General features: G+C 72.5%; 16 protein-coding genes. 3 read left to right on the forward strand and 13 right to left on the reverse strand.

From position 1 onward, the window contains the following. Nucleotides 1–256: 256 nt before the first annotated feature. Nucleotides 257–1,171, reverse strand: coding sequence for an NAD(P)-dependent oxidoreductase (locus AC2XR2_RS02770; protein ID WP_491514127.1), 915 nt, complete (start codon nt 1,169–1,171; stop codon nt 257–259). Nucleotides 1,172–1,279: 108 nt separating this feature from the next. Continuing rightward, complete coding sequence (locus tag AC2XR2_RS02775; RefSeq protein ID WP_491514128.1) at nt 1,280–2,023, reverse strand: tRNA-dependent cyclodipeptide synthase; 744 nt, start codon at nt 2,021–2,023, stop codon at nt 1,280–1,282. 218 nt (nt 2,024–2,241) lie between these two features. On the opposite strand from AC2XR2_RS02775, the gene AC2XR2_RS02780 reads away from it, so the two are divergent. After that, nucleotides 2,242–3,144, forward strand: coding sequence for an amidohydrolase family protein (locus AC2XR2_RS02780; RefSeq protein ID WP_491514129.1), 903 nt, complete (start codon nt 2,242–2,244; stop codon nt 3,142–3,144). Between the two features lie 19 nt (nt 3,145–3,163). On the opposite strand, the gene AC2XR2_RS02785 is transcribed toward AC2XR2_RS02780, so the two are convergent. The 3 genes from AC2XR2_RS02785 to AC2XR2_RS02795 form a co-directional block, all read right to left on the reverse strand. Then, a complete protein-coding gene (locus tag AC2XR2_RS02785; RefSeq protein WP_491514130.1) occupies nt 3,164–4,486 on the reverse strand; it encodes an aldehyde dehydrogenase family protein in 1,323 nt (440 codons plus the stop codon). A 102-nt stretch (nt 4,487–4,588) separates the two neighbouring features. After that, nucleotides 4,589–5,764: an RNA polymerase sigma factor gene (locus tag AC2XR2_RS02790; protein ID WP_491518392.1), complete on the reverse strand. Its 1,176-nt coding sequence runs from the start codon at nt 5,762–5,764 to the stop codon at nt 4,589–4,591. A gap of 400 nt (nt 5,765–6,164) precedes the next feature. Next, nucleotides 6,165–6,521: a YciI family protein gene (locus AC2XR2_RS02795; protein WP_330268975.1), complete on the reverse strand. Its 357-nt coding sequence runs from the start codon at nt 6,519–6,521 to the stop codon at nt 6,165–6,167. 94 nt (nt 6,522–6,615) lie between these two features. Here AC2XR2_RS02795 and AC2XR2_RS02800 point away from each other — a divergent pair, with 94 nt between their 5' ends. After that, nucleotides 6,616–7,662, forward strand: coding sequence for an acyl-CoA dehydrogenase family protein (locus AC2XR2_RS02800; RefSeq protein ID WP_491514131.1), 1,047 nt, complete (start codon nt 6,616–6,618; stop codon nt 7,660–7,662). Here the strand turns inward: AC2XR2_RS02800 and AC2XR2_RS02805 are convergent. The 7 genes from AC2XR2_RS02805 to AC2XR2_RS02835 all read right to left on the reverse strand — a co-directional run bounded on the left by AC2XR2_RS02805 (nt 7,659) and on the right by AC2XR2_RS02835 (nt 14,093). Next, entirely contained in the window at nt 7,659–8,474 is an 816-nt protein-coding gene (locus tag AC2XR2_RS02805) for an alpha/beta fold hydrolase (RefSeq protein WP_491518393.1), read from the reverse strand. The two genes, AC2XR2_RS02800 and AC2XR2_RS02805, sit on opposite strands and share 4 nt — an antisense overlap. 93 nt (nt 8,475–8,567) lie before the next feature. Continuing rightward, nucleotides 8,568–9,713: an LLM class flavin-dependent oxidoreductase gene (locus tag AC2XR2_RS02810; protein ID WP_491514132.1), complete on the reverse strand. Its 1,146-nt coding sequence runs from the start codon at nt 9,711–9,713 to the stop codon at nt 8,568–8,570. 30 nt (nt 9,714–9,743) lie between these two features. After that, complete coding sequence (locus AC2XR2_RS02815) at nt 9,744–10,928, reverse strand: SfnB family sulfur acquisition oxidoreductase (RefSeq protein WP_491514133.1); 1,185 nt, start codon at nt 10,926–10,928, stop codon at nt 9,744–9,746. 5 nt (nt 10,929–10,933) lie between these two features. Then, nucleotides 10,934–11,488, reverse strand: coding sequence for an NADPH-dependent FMN reductase (ssuE, locus tag AC2XR2_RS02820; RefSeq protein ID WP_491514134.1), 555 nt, complete (start codon nt 11,486–11,488; stop codon nt 10,934–10,936). 67 nt (nt 11,489–11,555) lie between these two features. Next, nucleotides 11,556–12,773 carry an acyl-CoA dehydrogenase family protein gene (locus AC2XR2_RS02825; protein ID WP_491514135.1) on the reverse strand — a complete coding sequence of 406 codons (1,218 nt, stop codon included), beginning with the start codon at nt 12,771–12,773 and terminating at the stop codon, nt 11,556–11,558. 13 nt (nt 12,774–12,786) lie between these two features. Next, nucleotides 12,787–13,896, reverse strand: a complete 1,110-nt coding sequence (gene sfnG / locus AC2XR2_RS02830; RefSeq protein WP_449351415.1) for a dimethylsulfone monooxygenase SfnG — start codon at nt 13,894–13,896, stop codon at nt 12,787–12,789. Nucleotides 13,897–14,009: 113 nt separating this feature from the next. Further along, nucleotides 14,010–14,093 (reverse strand): putative leader peptide, encoded by an 84-nt coding sequence (locus AC2XR2_RS02835; protein ID WP_350760414.1) that lies wholly within the window; start codon nt 14,091–14,093, stop codon nt 14,010–14,012. Nucleotides 14,094–14,231: 138 nt separating this feature from the next. Between AC2XR2_RS02835 and AC2XR2_RS02840 the strand changes: the two genes are divergently transcribed. After that, nucleotides 14,232–15,152, forward strand: a complete 921-nt coding sequence (locus AC2XR2_RS02840; RefSeq protein ID WP_491514136.1) for a LysR family transcriptional regulator — start codon at nt 14,232–14,234, stop codon at nt 15,150–15,152. Nucleotides 15,153–15,161: 9 nt separating this feature from the next. Here the strand turns inward: AC2XR2_RS02840 and AC2XR2_RS02845 are convergent, their stop codons facing one another. After that, nucleotides 15,162–15,350 carry a DUF8839 family protein gene (locus tag AC2XR2_RS02845; RefSeq protein ID WP_030325729.1) on the reverse strand — a complete coding sequence of 63 codons (189 nt, stop codon included), beginning with the start codon at nt 15,348–15,350 and terminating at the stop codon, nt 15,162–15,164. Between the last annotated feature and the right edge of the window lie 33 nt (nt 15,351–15,383).

Consider the following 15,383-nt stretch of genomic DNA (forward strand, 5'->3'; position numbering starts at 1 on the left):
GCCCCGTATCGTCCCCTCGCCGGCACCCACCCCGGGCCCGCCGCCGTCCCGCTCAGGCTTCCGCCCCGGGGACCGCCATCGTCCCTGCTGCGGCACCCACCCGGCCCCACCGCCATCCGCTCAAGCGTCCGCCTGGGGACCGCCACCGCCTCGCTCAGGCTCCCGTCCCGGGCCCGCCCCCATCCCCCTCAGGCACTGGTCCCAGGCCCCGCCACAATCCCTCAGCACCCGTCCCCGAGGCCCGCCACCACCCCGCTCAGGTCCCCGCCCCGGACCCGCCGCCGCCCCGCGTCTTCTCGTCGAAGCTTGCGAAGTATGCGGCGGCCATGTCCTCGTCGCCGTGGCCCTGGGCGGTGGCGCGCTCGAAGCGGTCCGCGCTCGCGGCGGCCACGTCCAGGCGGACCCCGCCGCGCTCGCCGGCCTCGACGATGAGTCGGGCGTCCTTCGCGGCGGTGGAGACCGCGAACTGGGCCGGTGACAGTCGGTCCTCCAGGATCAGCCCCGACTTCGCGCGCAGGTAGCCCATGTCGAGCGGTCCGCCGTCGATGGCGTCGAAGAAGGCCTGCGGGTCCACGCCCAGGGCCTTCGCCAGGGCGAGCACCTCCCCCGCCGCGTTGGTCACCGACAGCACCCAGCTGTTGGCGACCAGCTTCAGCCGGGTCGCGCTGCCCCCGGCTCCGTCCTCGCCGGTCCACACCGTGCGGGCGCCGACCGCGTCGAACACCGGCGTCACCGTGTCACGGCCGTCGACCGGTCCCGCCGCCAGGACCAGCAGCTGACCGGCCTCGGCGGGCTGTCGGGTGCCCAGCACGGGTGCGTCGAAGAAGACCAGGTCACGCTCGCGGGCGAAGGCGGCCAGGTCGGAGATCGCCTCGACGCCGGCGGTGGTGGACTGCACCCACGCGAGGCCCGGGCGGAGGCCGTCGGCGGCCTGGCGCATCACGTCCAGGGCCGCGGGGCCGTCGTACACCATGGTCAGGACGACGTCGGCGCCCCGGACCGCCTCGGCGGGGCTGTCGGCGACCGTGACGCCGTCCTCCGTCAGCGGCCGCGCCTTGTCGGGGCTGCGGTTCCAGGCGCGGACGGTGTGTTGGGCGCGGGCGAGGTTGCGGGCCATGGCGGCGCCCATGATGCCGGTGCCCAGGACGCTCACGGTGAGTGTGTCGGTCATGACGTCAACTCTCTGCGGGGGTGCGGTGGTGCTGTCCGGTCTCGAGCTTGCCGGAAGCGGCGCGGAGCGGCACAACCCGGGGGCGGACCTCGGCGGCCCGGTACGGCGTCATCGCGCTGCCGGGAGCGGTTCGACCGTGACGAAACCCTGGGTGGCCGCGGCCGGGACCGGTGCGTCCGGGCCGTAGAGGAGGCCCGCGAGGGCCGGGGTGGCGCGGTAGGCGAAGACGGAGCCGGGGACGCCGAGGATGGCCGGGGTGTCGAGGAGGAAGGGGAGCTCACTGTCCAAGTACTCCGCCCCCGCGGCCAGTTGGTCGGCGGTCGGAGCCCAGTCGGCCGGCATCGTGGTGCGCAGGACGGCGGTGACCATGCGGGTGCAGATGGCGTGGAAGGCGGGCTGTTCCCGATGGGCCCGGGCGATGCGCCCACGGGCGGCGCGGTAGGCGGGGGTGTCGTGGAAGTCGTGGAACTGCGCGACCTGGAGGCGGTCCGGGTCGAGCCGCGCGGTGGCCACGGCACGGGAGACGCGGTTGGCCGTCTGGCGTACGTCTCGGTAGGCGCGGGCGCGGGCGTGCCGGGGTTCGTAGCCGCGGCCGAGGTAGGTGCAGGCCACGATGTCGGTGCCGGGGTGGGCGATCTCGATACGGGTGAAGCGGGCGGCGGCCCAGCGCAGCAGCGCGACGAGCCGGTCCTCGGAGAAGTAGCCGTTGCCGGGGCTGATCCCGAGGAAGACGTGGTGTCCGGCCTCGACGAGGCCGGCGCAGCGCTCCGAGAACGGGGTGGCGACGAAGCCGTCGCCCCGGTGGGCCGCGACGGAGGGTGTCCAGGTCGTCGGCATCGCCCAGTCGTGCATCGTCGTTCCCCCGTGCTCCGTGGTGCTGCGTGTATCCGTGGCCTGCGTGTTCCGTACTGCTCCGGTCGTCGTCTTCGAGCGTAGGAGAGCCCGCGGGCGCGTCGGCCGCGCCGACGGGGAACTCCCGCGGATGGCCGAACGGCATGTGACGGACGCCTCACCGCGCCGCCCGCGCAAGGGCTCGCTTCGCGCCCCGCTCCGGGCGGAGGGTGGGCGGCATGAACGATCACCGCGTGGCACCCGTCAGCGAGGAGGCCGGTGAGGTCCGGCGGTTCTGGGAGGGTCTGGGCCTTCCGGGGCTGGTCGACGTCCACACCCACTTCATGCCCGAGCGGGTCCTGCACAAGGTCTGGGACTACTTCGACTCCGTCGGACCGCTGACCGGCGGGATGGAGTGGCCGATCACGTACCGGACGGAGGAGGCGGAGCGAACGGCCCTGCTGCGGGAGTTCGGCGTCCGGGCCTTCACCGCGATGCTCTACCCCCACAAGCCGGGTATGGCCAGGTGGCTGAACGGCTGGGCCGCCGACTTCGCCGCCCGCACCCCGGACTGTCTGCACACGTGCACGCTCTACCCCGAGCCGGGCGTCGAGGCGTACGTCCGGGAGGCCGTCGAGGCGGGCGCGCGGGTGTTCAAGGCGCATGTGCAGGTGGGTGCGTACGACCCGGCCGACGAACTGCTCCAGGGGGCATGGGGCGTGCTGGCCGAGGCGGGCGTCCCGGTGGTGATCCACTGCGGTTCGGGGCCCGCGCCCGGCAAGCACACCGGCCCCGAGAACATCGCGCGGGTGCTGGCACGGCACCCGCGGCTGCGGCTGATCGTCGCGCACATGGGGATGCCGGAGTACGAGGAGTTCCTGGACCTCGCCGAGCGGTACGGGGAGGTGCGGCTGGACACGACGATGGCGTTCACCGACTTCACGGAGGCGTTCATGCCGTTCCCGGCCGAGGCCCTGCCCCGGCTCACCGACCTGGGCGACCGCGTCCTGCTCGGCTCCGACTTCCCCAACATCCCCTACGCCTACCTGCACCAGCTCCGCTCCCTGGAGCGGCTGGGGCTGGGCGAGGACTGGCTGCGGGCGGTGTGCCACGACAACGCGGCGGACCTGTTCGGCCTGTGACACCGCCCGTGAGCGGTGGCTAGCCGAGCGGCTTCTCCAGGATCGCCTTGCGGTGGCTGAACGTCTCGATGGAGTACCGGCCGTGGTAGTTGCCCATGCCGCTCTCGCCGACTCCGCCGAACGGCAGGTCGGAGACGGTGAGATGGGCGAGGGGCAGTCCGTAGCCGAGGCCGCCGGACGAGGTCTCGTCGGCGATGCGGGTCCGGGTGGTGTCGGAGTCGGTGAACACGTACAGCGCGAGGGGCTTGTCCCGGTCGTTGATGAAGTCGATCGCCGCGTCCAGGCCGGGCACGGTGACGATCGGGAGGATCGGGCCGAAGATCTCCTCCCGCATGACCGGCGCCTCGGGGTCGACGTCGGCGAGGACGGTGGGCGCGATGTACTTGGCCGTACGGTCGCTCTCGCCGCCCACGACCGTGCGGCCGGAGTCGAGCAGGCCGGTGAGGCGGTCGAAGTGCCGTTCGTTGATGATGCGGCCGTACTCGCCGGAGCGGGCCGGGTCGGCACCGAAGAGCGTCTCGACGGCCTTGACGAACAGCGGCTCCAGGGCGGCGGCGGTGTCCGGGTCGGTGAGGACGTAGTCCGGGGCGACACAGGTCTGTCCGGCGTTGAGGAACTTGCCGCGGACCAGTCGGTCGGCGACCACGGCGAGGTCGGCGTCGCGGTCGACGAACGCCGGGGACTTGCCGCCCAGTTCGAGGGTGACCGGGGTGAGGTGCTCGGCGGCGGCGCGCAGGACGATCCGGCCGACCGTGCCGTTGCCGGTGTAGAAGATGTGGTCGAAGCGCTCGGCGAGCAGGGCCGTGGTCTCGGGGACCCCGCCCTCGACGACGGCCACCGCGTCGGTGTCCAGGTAGGCGGGCAGCAGCCGGGCGATCGCCGCGGAGGTGGCGGGGGCCAGCTCGCTCGGCTTGGCGACCACCGCGTTGCCCGCGGCGAGGGCGCCGACCACCGGGGCGAGCAGCAGCTGGGCCGGGTAGTTCCAGGGGGCGATGACGAGGACGACGCCGAGCGGGTCGTACTGGGTCCAGGCGGTGGCGTCGGCGCCCAGGTGCGGCGGGACCGGCGCGGACTCGGGGCGCAGCCAGTCGGTGAGGTGGTCCAGGGTGTGGTCGATCTCGCGGATCGTGAAGTCGATCTCGGTGCGGAAGGCCTCGGTGGAACTCTTGCCCAGGTCGGCGTGGAGGGCCGCGGCCAGCTCCGTGCCCTTCTCCGTGAGCAGCTCGCGCAGGCGGCGCAGCTGGGTCGTGCGCCACTCGACGGGCTTGGTGCGGCCGCTGCGGAAGGTGGCGCGCAGTCGGGCGACGACGTCGGCGGGCTGCTCGGGGGCGGGGTGGTTCACGGGATGCCTCGCTGGGGGTGCGCGGGCCTTGCGGCCGGGTCTCGACGGTCAGATGTATATTGCAACCTTTTTGGGGTCCCGGTCCATTCCGGCTCGTCGGCACTACTTTCCGTGACGGGTCGTGAGCGATCGGCGCCGAGCCTCCAGGTACCCGCGTTCCGCCGGGTTCTCGGTGAGTTCGGCAGCCCTCGCGTAGGCGTCCGCGGCCTCCGTGGCACGGTCCAGGCGGCGCAGCAGATCGGCCCGGACGGCGTGCAGGACGTGGTAGCCGTCGAGGTCCAGGGCGTCCACGAGGGCGAGGGCGGCCGCCGGTCCGTCCGTCTCGGCCACGGCGACCGCGCGGTTGAGGGCCACGACCGGGCTGGGGGCCACGGCCATGAGCTGGTCGTAGAGCCGGCGGACCTGGTCCCAGTCGGTGGGCGCGTCGCTGTGCACGGCCTGGATGGCGGCCTGGATCTGGTACGGCCCGGGCCGGTTCCGGCGCAGACATCGCCGTACGAGTGACTGGCCCTCGGCGATCAGCTCGCGGTCCCAGCGGGCGGGGTCCTGCTCGGACAGGGGGACGAGGGCGCCGGTGTCGTCGGTGCGGGCCGCTCGGCGGGACTCGACGAGCAGCATCAGCGCGAGCAGGCCGGTGGCCTCGGGCTCGTCCGGCATCAGCTCGGTCAGCAGCCGGCCCAGGCGTACGGCCTCGTCGCACAGCTCGGGTGTGCCGCCGTAGCCCTCGTTGAAGATGAGGTAGACGACGGCGAGGACGCCGCCCAGCCGGTCCGGGAGGTCGGCGTCGCGGGGGACGCGGTAGGGGATGCGGGCGTCGCGGATCTTGGCCTTGGCGCGGACGAGGCGCTGGGCCATGGTCGGCTCGGGGACCAGGAAGGCGCGGGCGATCTGTGCGGTGCTGAGGCCGCCGAGCAGGCGGAGGGTGAGGGCGACCCGGGCCTGGGGTGCGAGCGCGGGGTGGCAGCAGGTGAAGAGGAGCCGGAGCCGTTCGTCGCGCACGGGGCCCTCCTCGGGCGGTTCGTCGCAGGCGTGCAGCAGGGCCGCCTCGGCGTGCCGGGCCGCACGGGTGGACTCACGGCGCAGCCGGTCGATGGCGCGGTTGCGGGCGGTGGTGATGATCCAGCCGGCCGGACTGGGCGGCACACCCGTCTCCGGCCAGCGGCGCACCGCCGCGGCGAAGGCGTCCTGAACCGCTTCCTCGGCGAGGTCGATGTCACCGAGGAAACGGACGAGAACGGACACGGCACGGCCGTACTCCGCGCGGAAGACGGTTTCGATGTCGGGGGCGGGCGAGCGGTCGGGGGCCGGGCCGCGGTCGGGGACCGGATTCCGGTCGGGCGCAGATCCCTGGTCGGGGCCCAGTCGGTGGTCGGGGCCCGGTCGGTGGTCGAGGCCCGGTCGGTCGTCGGGGCCCGGTCGGTCGTCGGGGCCCGGTCGGTGGTCAGGGGTCGGCCCCTTGCCGGGCGCCCGCCGGCGGCCAGGCGCCGGCCCGCGGTCGGGCGTCAGGCGATGGTCGGGAGCCGGACCGTGTTCAGGGGCCGGCCCTTGGTCGGGCGGCAGCCCAAGGTCAGGGGCCGGCCCGTCGTCAAGGGCCGGGCCCTGGTCGGGCGGCAGACGGTGGTCGGGGCCCATGTGTCCTCTTCGGTGCGGTGCCGTCGGGTCTCCTCGGCCGGTGCCGTCAGTCCTCGGACTCGTGCTGGAAGGGGCGTACCTCGATGGGCAGGGTGGTTGCCAGGGCCGCCTTGCGGGCCCACTCGAGGGCCGCGTCCAGGTCGGGGGCCTTCACCACGCAGATGCCGCCGAGCTGTTCCTTGCCCTCGGCGTACGGGCCGTCGGTGATCAGGACGTCGCCGTCGCGGGGGCGCAGCACGGTCGAGGCGTCGGGGCCGTGCAGGCCGCCGGCGAAGACCCAGGCCCCGGCCTCGCGGAGCTCCTGGTGGAAGACGTCGAGCCGTTTGCCGATCTCGGCCATCACCTCGGGCGCGGGCAGCTCGTCCCAGCCGGGCTGCATGACGTTGAGCAGGTAGTACTTCATGGCGTTCTCCTCCTGTGAGCTTGTCTCACCTCCTACACGAACGCCACACCCCCGGATCGACACCGCGCGCCAGGCGATCGGGAGAATCCTCTCCATGACCTCCGCACCGCACCCGCTCCTCGCCACCGCGCACGCCCTCGCCGACGGCCTCCTCGCCCCGCAGGCCGCGCGGGTCGACCAGGAGGGCGTGCCCGTGAGCCACATCGAGGCGATCCGGCGGTCGGGCCTGCTCGGGATGAGCGCGCCGGTGGAGTACGGCGGTGCCGGCGCCCCCGACGCCGTGGCGCGGGAGGTCCAGGAGATCCTCGCCGGGGCGTGCTGCTCGACCTGGTTCGTGCAGACCCAGCACCACACGCCGGTCAGGATGCTCGCGCAGTCCGGCCTGCCGGTGCGGGAGCGGCTGTTGCGCCCGCTGGCGAGCGGTGAGCTGCTGGGCGGTATCGCGTTCGCGCACGTCCGTGCTTTTCCGCGGGTTCCGGTGCGGGCGACGGCCGAGCGGGGCGGCTGGCGGTTCGACGGCACGGTGCCCTGGTACACCGGCTGGGGTCTGAACGACGTGCTGCTGCTGGCCGGGGTGACCGGGGACGACGAGGTGGTGTTCGCGTTCACCGAGGCCCGCGAGCAGCCGGGACTGCGGGCGTCGGAGCCGATGCGGCTGGCGGCGCTCACCGCGTCCCGCACGGTGTCCCTGACGCTGGACGGTCTGTGGCTGCCCGACGAGTCGGTGGTGCTGCGCACCCCGCAGGAGAAGTTCGCGCTGGTCGACCTGCCCCGCAACACCAACGCCTCCCCCGCCGTCTTCGGGGTGGCGTACGCGGCGCTCCGGGTACTGGCGGACGCCGGGGAGCCGGAGACCGCGGATGCCCTGCGCGGCCGCCTCGACGAGGTGCGAGGTCAGGCGTACGAGCTGGCCGGGCATCCCGTCCCGCACGAGCGCGTCGCCGAACGGCTGGCGCTCAAGACGCGGTCGTACGACCTGATGCGCGCGGCCACGACCGCGGCGGTCGTGGCCGGTGGCGGCCGGGCCACGGCCCTCGACGGCACCGCCCAACGGCTGTTCCGCGAGGGGATGTTCCTGCTCGTGCAGGGGCAGACGGCCGAGGTGCGCCAAGCGCATCTGGCCGCCCTCGCGCGGAGCTAGTCGAGCAGGGCCGCCATGAGCGCGGCGGGGGCGTCCTCCTGGACGAGGTGACCGGCGCCGGGGATCAGTTCGAGCCGCGCCCGCGGGATGCGGGCCACGAGTTCACGGCCCTTGTCCGCGGGGATCCAGGTGTCGTCCTCGCCCCAGCACACCAGGGTCGGGATCGTGATCTCCCCGTATCTGTCCTGGACTTCGTCGGTGTACCGCTGGTCGGCCTGGGCGATCTGCCGGTAGAAGGCCGCCTGGCCGGACTCGCCGAGCCAGGGTTCGACGAGCCGGTCGAGGACCGTGGGGTGCAGTCCGGGGCTGCTGGCCGAGCTCACGTACTCGCGGACCAGCGCCCGGTGCAGGGCGGGCGGCAGTCGGTCGAAGACCTCGGAGTGTTCGCCGACGAGCCGGAAGAACGGCGACCCCCAGGGGGCGAGCGCCACCGGGTCGACGAGGGTGAGCGAGCGGTAGCGGGCGCCGTGCAGCAGATGGGCCCGCAGCGCCACCGCACCGCCGAAGTCGTGCGCCACCACCCGGGGTTCGGCCAGGCCCCAGTGCGCGAGCAGCTCGGTGAAGACCCTGCCCTGGGCCGCCAGGGAGACGTCCTGGCCGTCGGACATCTCCGAGGCCCCGTAGCCGGGCATGTCCCACACGAACACGTGGTGGCGACGGGCCAGGGCGCGGACGACGGCACGCCAGACGTACGACGAGAAGGGCGTGCCGTGCAGGAGGACGACCGGATCGCGGTCGGGGTCCCCGAGGCTGTCCCAGCGGACCTCCCCGGAGCTGCTGCGGAAGGTCCTGGTCAACGACCACTCGCTCACGGGCACCTGTCCTCTCCGTCGGCATGGAGCGCCCCGTCAGGGAACCGCGCGGCCCGCCACGCATCACCCGCACCCGACGGACACTCCGACCGTTCAGCTCGCGAACGGCACCTGCGCCGAGGAGACAGAACGCTCACCGACAGGATGTCGCCACAGCCCCTGCGCCGCCAGCCGCGGCAGAACTCCCTCGCCGAACCAGTACGCCTCCTCCAGATGCGGGTAGCCGGAGAGCACGAACTCGTCGATGCCCAGGGCGTGGTACTCCTTGATCCGCTCGGCGACCTCGTCATGGCTGCCGACCAGCGCGGTGCCCGCCCCGCCGCGCACCAGACCGATGCCGGCCCACAGATTGGGGTGGATCTCCAGGCGGTCGCGCTCGCCGCCGCCGTGCAGGGCGAGCATCCGCTGCTGCCCCTCGGACTCGCTGCGGGCGAGTCCGGCCTGCACCGACCGGACGGTCTCGGGGTCGAAGCCCGCGAGGAGGCGGTTCGCCTCGGCCCAGGCCTGCTCGGAGGTGTCGCGGGTGATGACGTGCAGCCGGATCCCGAAGCGCAGGGTGCGGCCCTGCTTGGCCGCGAGGGCCCGGATCCAGGCGATCTTCTCGGCGACCTGCGCGGGCGGCTCGCCCCAGGTGAGGTACACGTCGACGTACTTGGCGGCGACCTCCCCTGCGATCGGCGAGGACCCGCCGAAGTACACCTCGGGCACCGGGTCGGGCACCCGGGCCAGCCTGGCGTCCTCGACCTGGAGGTGCTCGCCGTTCAGGTCGACGGTCTTGCCCTCCCACAACCCCCGTACCACTTCCAGGAATTCTCCGGTACGGCGGTAGCGCGCGTCCTTGTCGAGGAAGTCCCCGTAGGCGCGCTGCTCGTGGCTCTCGCCGCCCGTGACCACGTTGAGCAGGAGCCGTCCGCCAGACTGGCGCTGGAAGGTGGAGGCCATCTGGGCGGCGAGCGTCGGCGAGACGAAGCCGGGCCGGAAGGCGACCAGGAACTTCAGCCGCTCGGTGTTCTGGCTGACCATGGCGGTGGTCAGCCACGCGTCCTCGCACCAGGCGCCCGTGGGGGTGAGCGCGCCCACGAACCCCAGGTCCTCGGCCGCGCGGCCGATCTGGCTCAGGTAGGCGACCGTCGGCGGCCGGTCCCGTCCGGAGACGGTGGCGGGGGTGCCGTGACCTCCGCCCACGACATGGCGGCTGTCGCCGTTGGTGGGCAGGAACCAGTGGAAGGTGAGGGACACGTGGGGGTCTCCGATCTCTGGAAGGTGCCGCTAGAGCAGTCCGTGGCGGGGTGGCCGGGTGCCGCCCAGGACATACCGGCCGATGTGCTGGATCTTCCAGCGGGTCGGGTCGTGCAGGGTGTGGGTCCGGGCGTCACGCCAGTGCCGGTCCAGGTTCAGCGACTTGAGGGCCGCGCGCGTGCCGGAGACCTCGAAGAGGGCGCTCGCCACGTCCACCGCCGCCCGGGCCGCCGACACCTTGGCGGCCGCGACCGCGATGGACGCCTCCGCCGCCGAGTCGTCGGTCAGGTCGGCCTGCGCACGGTCGACCGTGCGGGCGGCTTCCCGCAGCAGCGCGTCCGACGCCCTTACCTCGACGGCCAGTTCACCGAAGCGCTGGATCAGCAGTGGATCCTCGGCGGCGGTCTCGACCCCGCTCTCGAACCACGGGCGGCTCTTCGTGCGGACGAACTCGGCCGCCTCCGCGAGCGCCGCCGCGGCGATCCCGGCGTCGATGGCCGCGTGCAGCAACTGGGCGACCGCTCCGTGCAGTTGCGGGCCTTCGAAGGTGAGGTGGTGCGGGAGGACCCGGTCGTCCGGGACCTCGACGCCGTCGAGGCGGACGGTGCCGCTGGCCGTCGTACGCTGACCGAGTCCGTCCCAGTCGTCGACGACCGTGACGCCGGGAGCGTCCCGGGGGACGTAGGCGACGTGCAGCTTGTCGTCGTCGGCGCGGGCCAGCACCGGGATCCAGTCGGCGAACAGGGCGCCGGTGGAGTAGTGCTTGACGCCGTCGAGGCGGTAGGAGCCGTCGGATCGGGGGTGCAGACGGGTGCGGATGTCCTGGACGTGCTTGGTGCCCGCCTCGGACTGGGCGTTGCCGAAGCGGCGGCCGGCGAGCAGTTCGGCGAAGAAGAACTTCTGTTGCCCGTCGGTGCCCTGACGGCGGATCACATTGACGTAGGCGAAGTGGCTCTGCGGGATCTGGGCCAGGCTCGCGTCGGCGGCGGCGAGCAGGCGGAAGATCTCGGCGAGGGTCGGCGCGCTCACGTCGGCCCCGCCGTGCTCGGCGGGGACGGTGACGGCGAGCAGTCCGGAGGCGGAGAGGCGGTCCAACTCCTCGTGCGGCAGCCTGCGTTCGGCGTCCCGGGCGGCGGCGCCGGCGCGGAACTCGTCGGCGAGCGACGCGGCGACCGCGAGGGCCTCCGCGTCGTCGGCGATCACATGGGCGGCCATGCGGTTCAGACCGCCGCCGCCAGGACCGGCCGTCGGCCCAGCGCGGTCGAGAACTGGTCGATGACCTGGGTCAGGGCCTCGGTCGCCGGCGGCGCCACGCTCAGCGAACCGTCCTCGAGCACGGTGATGTCCTTGTCGAGGGTGAACCAGCCCTGCACGATGTGCGCCGCGCCCATGGAGCTGAGGACGGGCCGCAGGGCGTAGTCGATGGCGAGGACGTGGGCGGTGGAGCCGCCGGTGGCCAGGGGCAGCACGGTCTTGCCGGCGAGGGCGTACTGCGGGAGCAGGTCGAGGAGCGCCTTGAGGACTCCGGAGTACGACGCCTTGTAGACCGGGGTGCCGACGACCACGCCGTCGACGCTGGCGAACAGCTCGGTGGCCTCGACGATCGCCGGGTGTGTGAAGTCCGCGCCGAGCAGGGCCTCGGCGGGGATGGTGCGCACGTCGAGCGGGATCACCTCGTGGCCCTGGGCGGCGAGGCGCCGGTCGAGGTGGCGCAGCAGCCGGTTGGTGCGGGAGGAGGCGGAGGGACTGCCGGAGACGGACAGGACGGTGGCCATGCGGTCCTCTTTCGGGGAGGAGGGGCGGGGCGCCCCCGGTTCAGGAGGGGGCGCCCCGGGGAAGCGGTCAGGAGTACCAGGTGGGTTCGGGCAGTTCGCCCTCGAGGACCCAGCGGCCGACCTCGCGCCGCTTGTAGGCGACGGGGTCGTGGAGGGTGTGGGTGCGGACGTTGCGCCAGAACCGGTCCAGGCCCTCCGAGGTGGCCGTGGAGCGGGCGCCGGTGACCTCGAAGATCCGGCTGGAGATCTCCAGGGCCACGTCGGTGGCGCGGGCCTTGACCGCGGCCACCCGGACCTCGAAGTCGCCGCGGGTCCTCTCCGTGACCGCGTCGGGGTCGTCGTGCAGCTTCTGTCCTTCGGCGGCCACGGCGTCGGCGAGGGCCTCGGCCGCCCAGAGCTTGGCGGTGAGGTCGCCGTAGGTGTCGATGACGTACGGCTCGTCGACCGCGCGCTCGAAGCCGCCGTGCAGCCAGGAGCGGGACTTCTCCCGGGTGTAGGTGGCGGCCGTCTCCAGCGCGCCGCCCGCGATGCCCAGGTAGAAGTTGACGAAGACCAGCTGGATGGTGGGGACGTTGAGGGTGTTGTAGATCCGCGGCTGGAACACCTTGTCGACGTATCCGGCCGCGTTCGCCCACGGGGTACGGACGCCGTCGAGGGTGACGCCGCCGCTCTCGGTGAGGCGCTGGCCGATGTTGTCCCAGTCGTCGTGGAAGGTCAGTCCCTCGCTGTCGGAGGGCACGATGGCGAAGACGTGCTGGTCGGTGCCTTCCAGGACGCCTTCGAGGACGGTGACGTCGGAGACCTTGCTGCCGGTGGAGAAGGTCTTGCGGCCGGTGTAGACGAGGTCGTCGCCGTCCTCGGTCACGACGACGTCCTTGTCGCGCGGGTTGACCGCGCCGCCGAAGAACCAGCGGTTGCGGCTGGCCTCCGCCTCGACGTGCTCCCACTGCTCGCGGGTGCCGACCAGGCGGGCGGCCCAGAACCACAGGTAGTGGTAGCCGAGCAGCTGGCCGATGGAGCCGTCGGCCTTGGCGACCTCGCGGACGACCCGGTAGGCGGTGGGCCAGTCCTGGCCCGCGCCGCCGTGCTCGGTGGGGCCGAGCAGGGTGACCAGTCCGGCGTCCTTGAGGAGCTGGACCTCGGCGTACGGAGTGGCCCCCGCACGGTCGCGGTCGGCGGCGTCGGTGGCGAGGACGGCGGCGACCTCGGCGGCCCGGGCGATCCAGTCCTCGGCGGTCTCGGGGGCCGGGCGGTTCTGCCAGTCGGTGTGGGTGACGGTGCTCATCTGTGTGACCTCCTCAGACCTGGGCGGTGGCGGACTCGGGGAGCTGGGCCTCCAGCTCGCGGACGAGGGGCAGCACCCGCTTGCCGAAGTACTCGACCTCCTCGTGGTAGTGCAGGAAGCCGAGGAGGAAGAGGTCGACGCCGAGCTTCTTGTAGGCGACGATCCGCTCGGCGATCTGCTCCGGGGTGCCGATGAGGCCGGTGCGGAAGCCGTCGTTGTACTGGACCAGGTCCTCGAAGGTGGAGTCCTGCCACATGCCCTTCTTGTCGCCGGTGGACTGTCCGGCCTGCTTCACGGCGGCGCCGAAGCCCTCGACGGCCTCGTGGTCGGCCTTGGCGACGATCTCCCGCAGCGTGTCGCGGGCCTCGGCCTCGGTGTCGCGGGCGATGAGGAAGCCGTTGAGGCCGAACTTCGGTGCGGTGCGGCCGACTTCGGCGGCGGACTTGCGCACGTCGGTGATCTGCTCGACGACCCCGTCGAAGTCCTTGCCGTTGGAGAAGTACCAGTCGGAGACGCGGCCGGCCATCTGCCGGGCGGCGGTGGAGTTGCCGCCCTGGAAGATCTCCGGGTGCGGGCGCTCGACGGTGTTGAGGGGCTTGGGCTTGAGGGAGAAGTCCCGCAACCGGTAGAAGTCGCCGCCGAGTTCGGCGTGGTCCTCGGTCCAGATCTTGCGCAGGGCGGTGATGAACTCCTCGGAGCGGCGGTAGCGCTCGTCGTGCTCCAGCCAGGGCTCGCCGAGGGCGGTGAACTCGCCCTTGAACCAGCCCGAGACGACGTTGACGGCGAAGCGGCCCTGGGAGAGGTGGTCGGCGGTGGCGCCGAGCTTGGCGAGGACGCCGGGGTGCCACAGGCCGGGGTGGACGGCGGCGATCACCTTCAGGCGTTCGGTGGCCAGCAGCAGGGCGAGGCTGAAGCTCGTCGACTCGTGCTGGTACTCGGCGCCGTAGCTGGCCATGTAGCGGACCTGGCTGAGGGCGTACTCGAAGCCGTTGTTCTCGGCCAGGACGGCGAGTTCGCGGTTGTAGTCGTAGCCCCAGTCGGTGCGCTGCTCGATCTTGCTGGTGACGAGTCCTCCACTGACGTTGGGGACCCAGTAGGCGAATTTCACGGGCGCGGCAGGCATGCGTGACTCCTGTTGCGGAATGTTTTCGGGCACGCCGAATTCAGGACATGGTCAGGGCATGGGTGAATTCGGCGTGGGAAAAGGGGAAAGCACGGCGGATCGAAGGGGGTTGATCAGGCCGCGGCGCAACAGGAGGCGCTGGAGACGCGCGCGAGGTCGACATGGCGTCGCCGCGTGAGGTCCAGTCGCATCTTCATGTCGTCGATCGTGACAGCCGCCCGTGAGAGGCGTCAAGGAAAACCCGACCGGTCTCGTATCGCGGACCATTGAATTTCACGAACGTGTGACAGGGAAACCCTTGAACCGGGCGGTAATTGCCGCGCATTCTGCGGGGCATGCGGACGGAACAGCTGGAATACATCGCCGCGGTGACCCGGCTCGGCTCCCTGCGCCGGGCGGCGGAGGAACTGCGCCTGTCGCAGCCCGCGTTGAGCGAGACCGTGCGGAACCTGGAGCGGGAGCTCGGGGTCGACCTGCTGGAGCGCAAGCGGTCCGGGGCGACGATGAGCGCGGAGGGCCAAGAGCTGCTGCCGCACATCGTGGGGGTGCTGGAGGCGGTGGACCGGCTGCGGGTGGCGGCGGGCGAGCAGCACCGCATCAGCCGTATGGTCCGCGTCGGCACGGTGAACGCGGCGACCGTACCGCTGCTCATCCCGGCGGTCGAGGACTTCCGGGCCGCGCATCCGGTCACCCAGGTCAAGGTGGTCGGCGCGCAGCAGACCGACATCCACCGGGCGCTGTCGGAGGGCGGGTTCGACCTGGGGCTGGTCAACCACCTCGACGGCGACGACACACCGGCCGGTTTCGAGTCGACGCAGCTGCTGCGCGGGCGGCCGGTGGTGTGCCTGCGCCCGGACAGCCCGTTGGCCGCGGGCGCGTGTGTGTCGGTGGACGATCTGCTGGATCAGCCGTTGATCGCCATGCGCAGCGGTTATGTCATGCACCGCTTCGTCCACCGGTTGCTGGGCGGCCGTGGCTCGTCCTTCGCGTACTCCACCGACGGCGCCGAGATGGGCAAGCTGATGGTGGCCGAGGGGCTGGGGGTGACCGTGCTGCCGGACTTCAGTGTGGTCGGGGACCCGCTGGAGCGGCAGGGCACGATCACCCACCGGCCGATCGAGGGGGACTCCACCCGAGTGCTGCTGATGCTCCAGCGGCGCAGGGCCGAGTCGGTGCCGCAGGCGGCCCGGGATCTGCACGAGGCGTTCGTGCGCCGGGCCCGGCAGCTGGGCGGGACACTCGCCCCGCCCGGCTGAGCCGTCCGTTCAGTCCTCGTCCCGGCCCGGGACGACCACGAGGAACGCGTCGGACTGGATGTCCATCACCACGGTCGCCGGCTCACCCTGCGCCCGCCTCTGTGCCGCGTACTCCTCTGCCGGCCACGATCCGCGCGGAGCTCCCGCAGGAAACCGCTCCAACACCTTCGCGCTCATAGCGGCAGACACCTCCAACATCGCTGACGAACCGTCTCGTACCGGTCCGGTTGC

Source organism: Streptomyces sp. LS-MS-L19 (assembly GCF_058382285.1).

What these genes read in the sequence shown, in the direction of transcription:
- AC2XR2_RS02815 (WP_491514133.1), bottom strand. Translation starts at nt 10,928, where the DNA reads ATGGCCGCCCATGTGATCGCCGACGACGCGGAGGCCCTCGCGGTCGCC.
- AC2XR2_RS02835 (WP_350760414.1), bottom strand. Translation starts at nt 14,093, where the DNA reads ATGAAGATGCGACTGGACCTCACGCGGCGACGCCATGTCGACCTCGCG.
- AC2XR2_RS02780 (WP_491514129.1), top strand. Translation starts at nt 2,242, where the DNA reads ATGAACGATCACCGCGTGGCACCCGTCAGCGAGGAGGCCGGTGAGGTC.
- AC2XR2_RS02775 (WP_491514128.1), bottom strand. Translation starts at nt 2,023, where the DNA reads ATGCACGACTGGGCGATGCCGACGACCTGGACACCCTCCGTCGCGGCC.
- AC2XR2_RS02795 (WP_330268975.1), bottom strand. Translation starts at nt 6,521, where the DNA reads ATGAAGTACTACCTGCTCAACGTCATGCAGCCCGGCTGGGACGAGCTG.
- ssuE (WP_491514134.1), bottom strand. Translation starts at nt 11,488, where the DNA reads ATGGCCACCGTCCTGTCCGTCTCCGGCAGTCCCTCCGCCTCCTCCCGC.
- AC2XR2_RS02825 (WP_491514135.1), bottom strand. Translation starts at nt 12,773, where the DNA reads ATGAGCACCGTCACCCACACCGACTGGCAGAACCGCCCGGCCCCCGAG.
- AC2XR2_RS02845 (WP_030325729.1), bottom strand. Translation starts at nt 15,350, where the DNA reads ATGTTGGAGGTGTCTGCCGCTATGAGCGCGAAGGTGTTGGAGCGGTTT.
- AC2XR2_RS02840 (WP_491514136.1), top strand. Translation starts at nt 14,232, where the DNA reads ATGCGGACGGAACAGCTGGAATACATCGCCGCGGTGACCCGGCTCGGC.
- AC2XR2_RS02800 (WP_491514131.1), top strand. Translation starts at nt 6,616, where the DNA reads ATGACCTCCGCACCGCACCCGCTCCTCGCCACCGCGCACGCCCTCGCC.
- sfnG (WP_449351415.1), bottom strand. Translation starts at nt 13,896, where the DNA reads ATGCCTGCCGCGCCCGTGAAATTCGCCTACTGGGTCCCCAACGTCAGT.
- AC2XR2_RS02770 (WP_491514127.1), bottom strand. Translation starts at nt 1,171, where the DNA reads ATGACCGACACACTCACCGTGAGCGTCCTGGGCACCGGCATCATGGGC.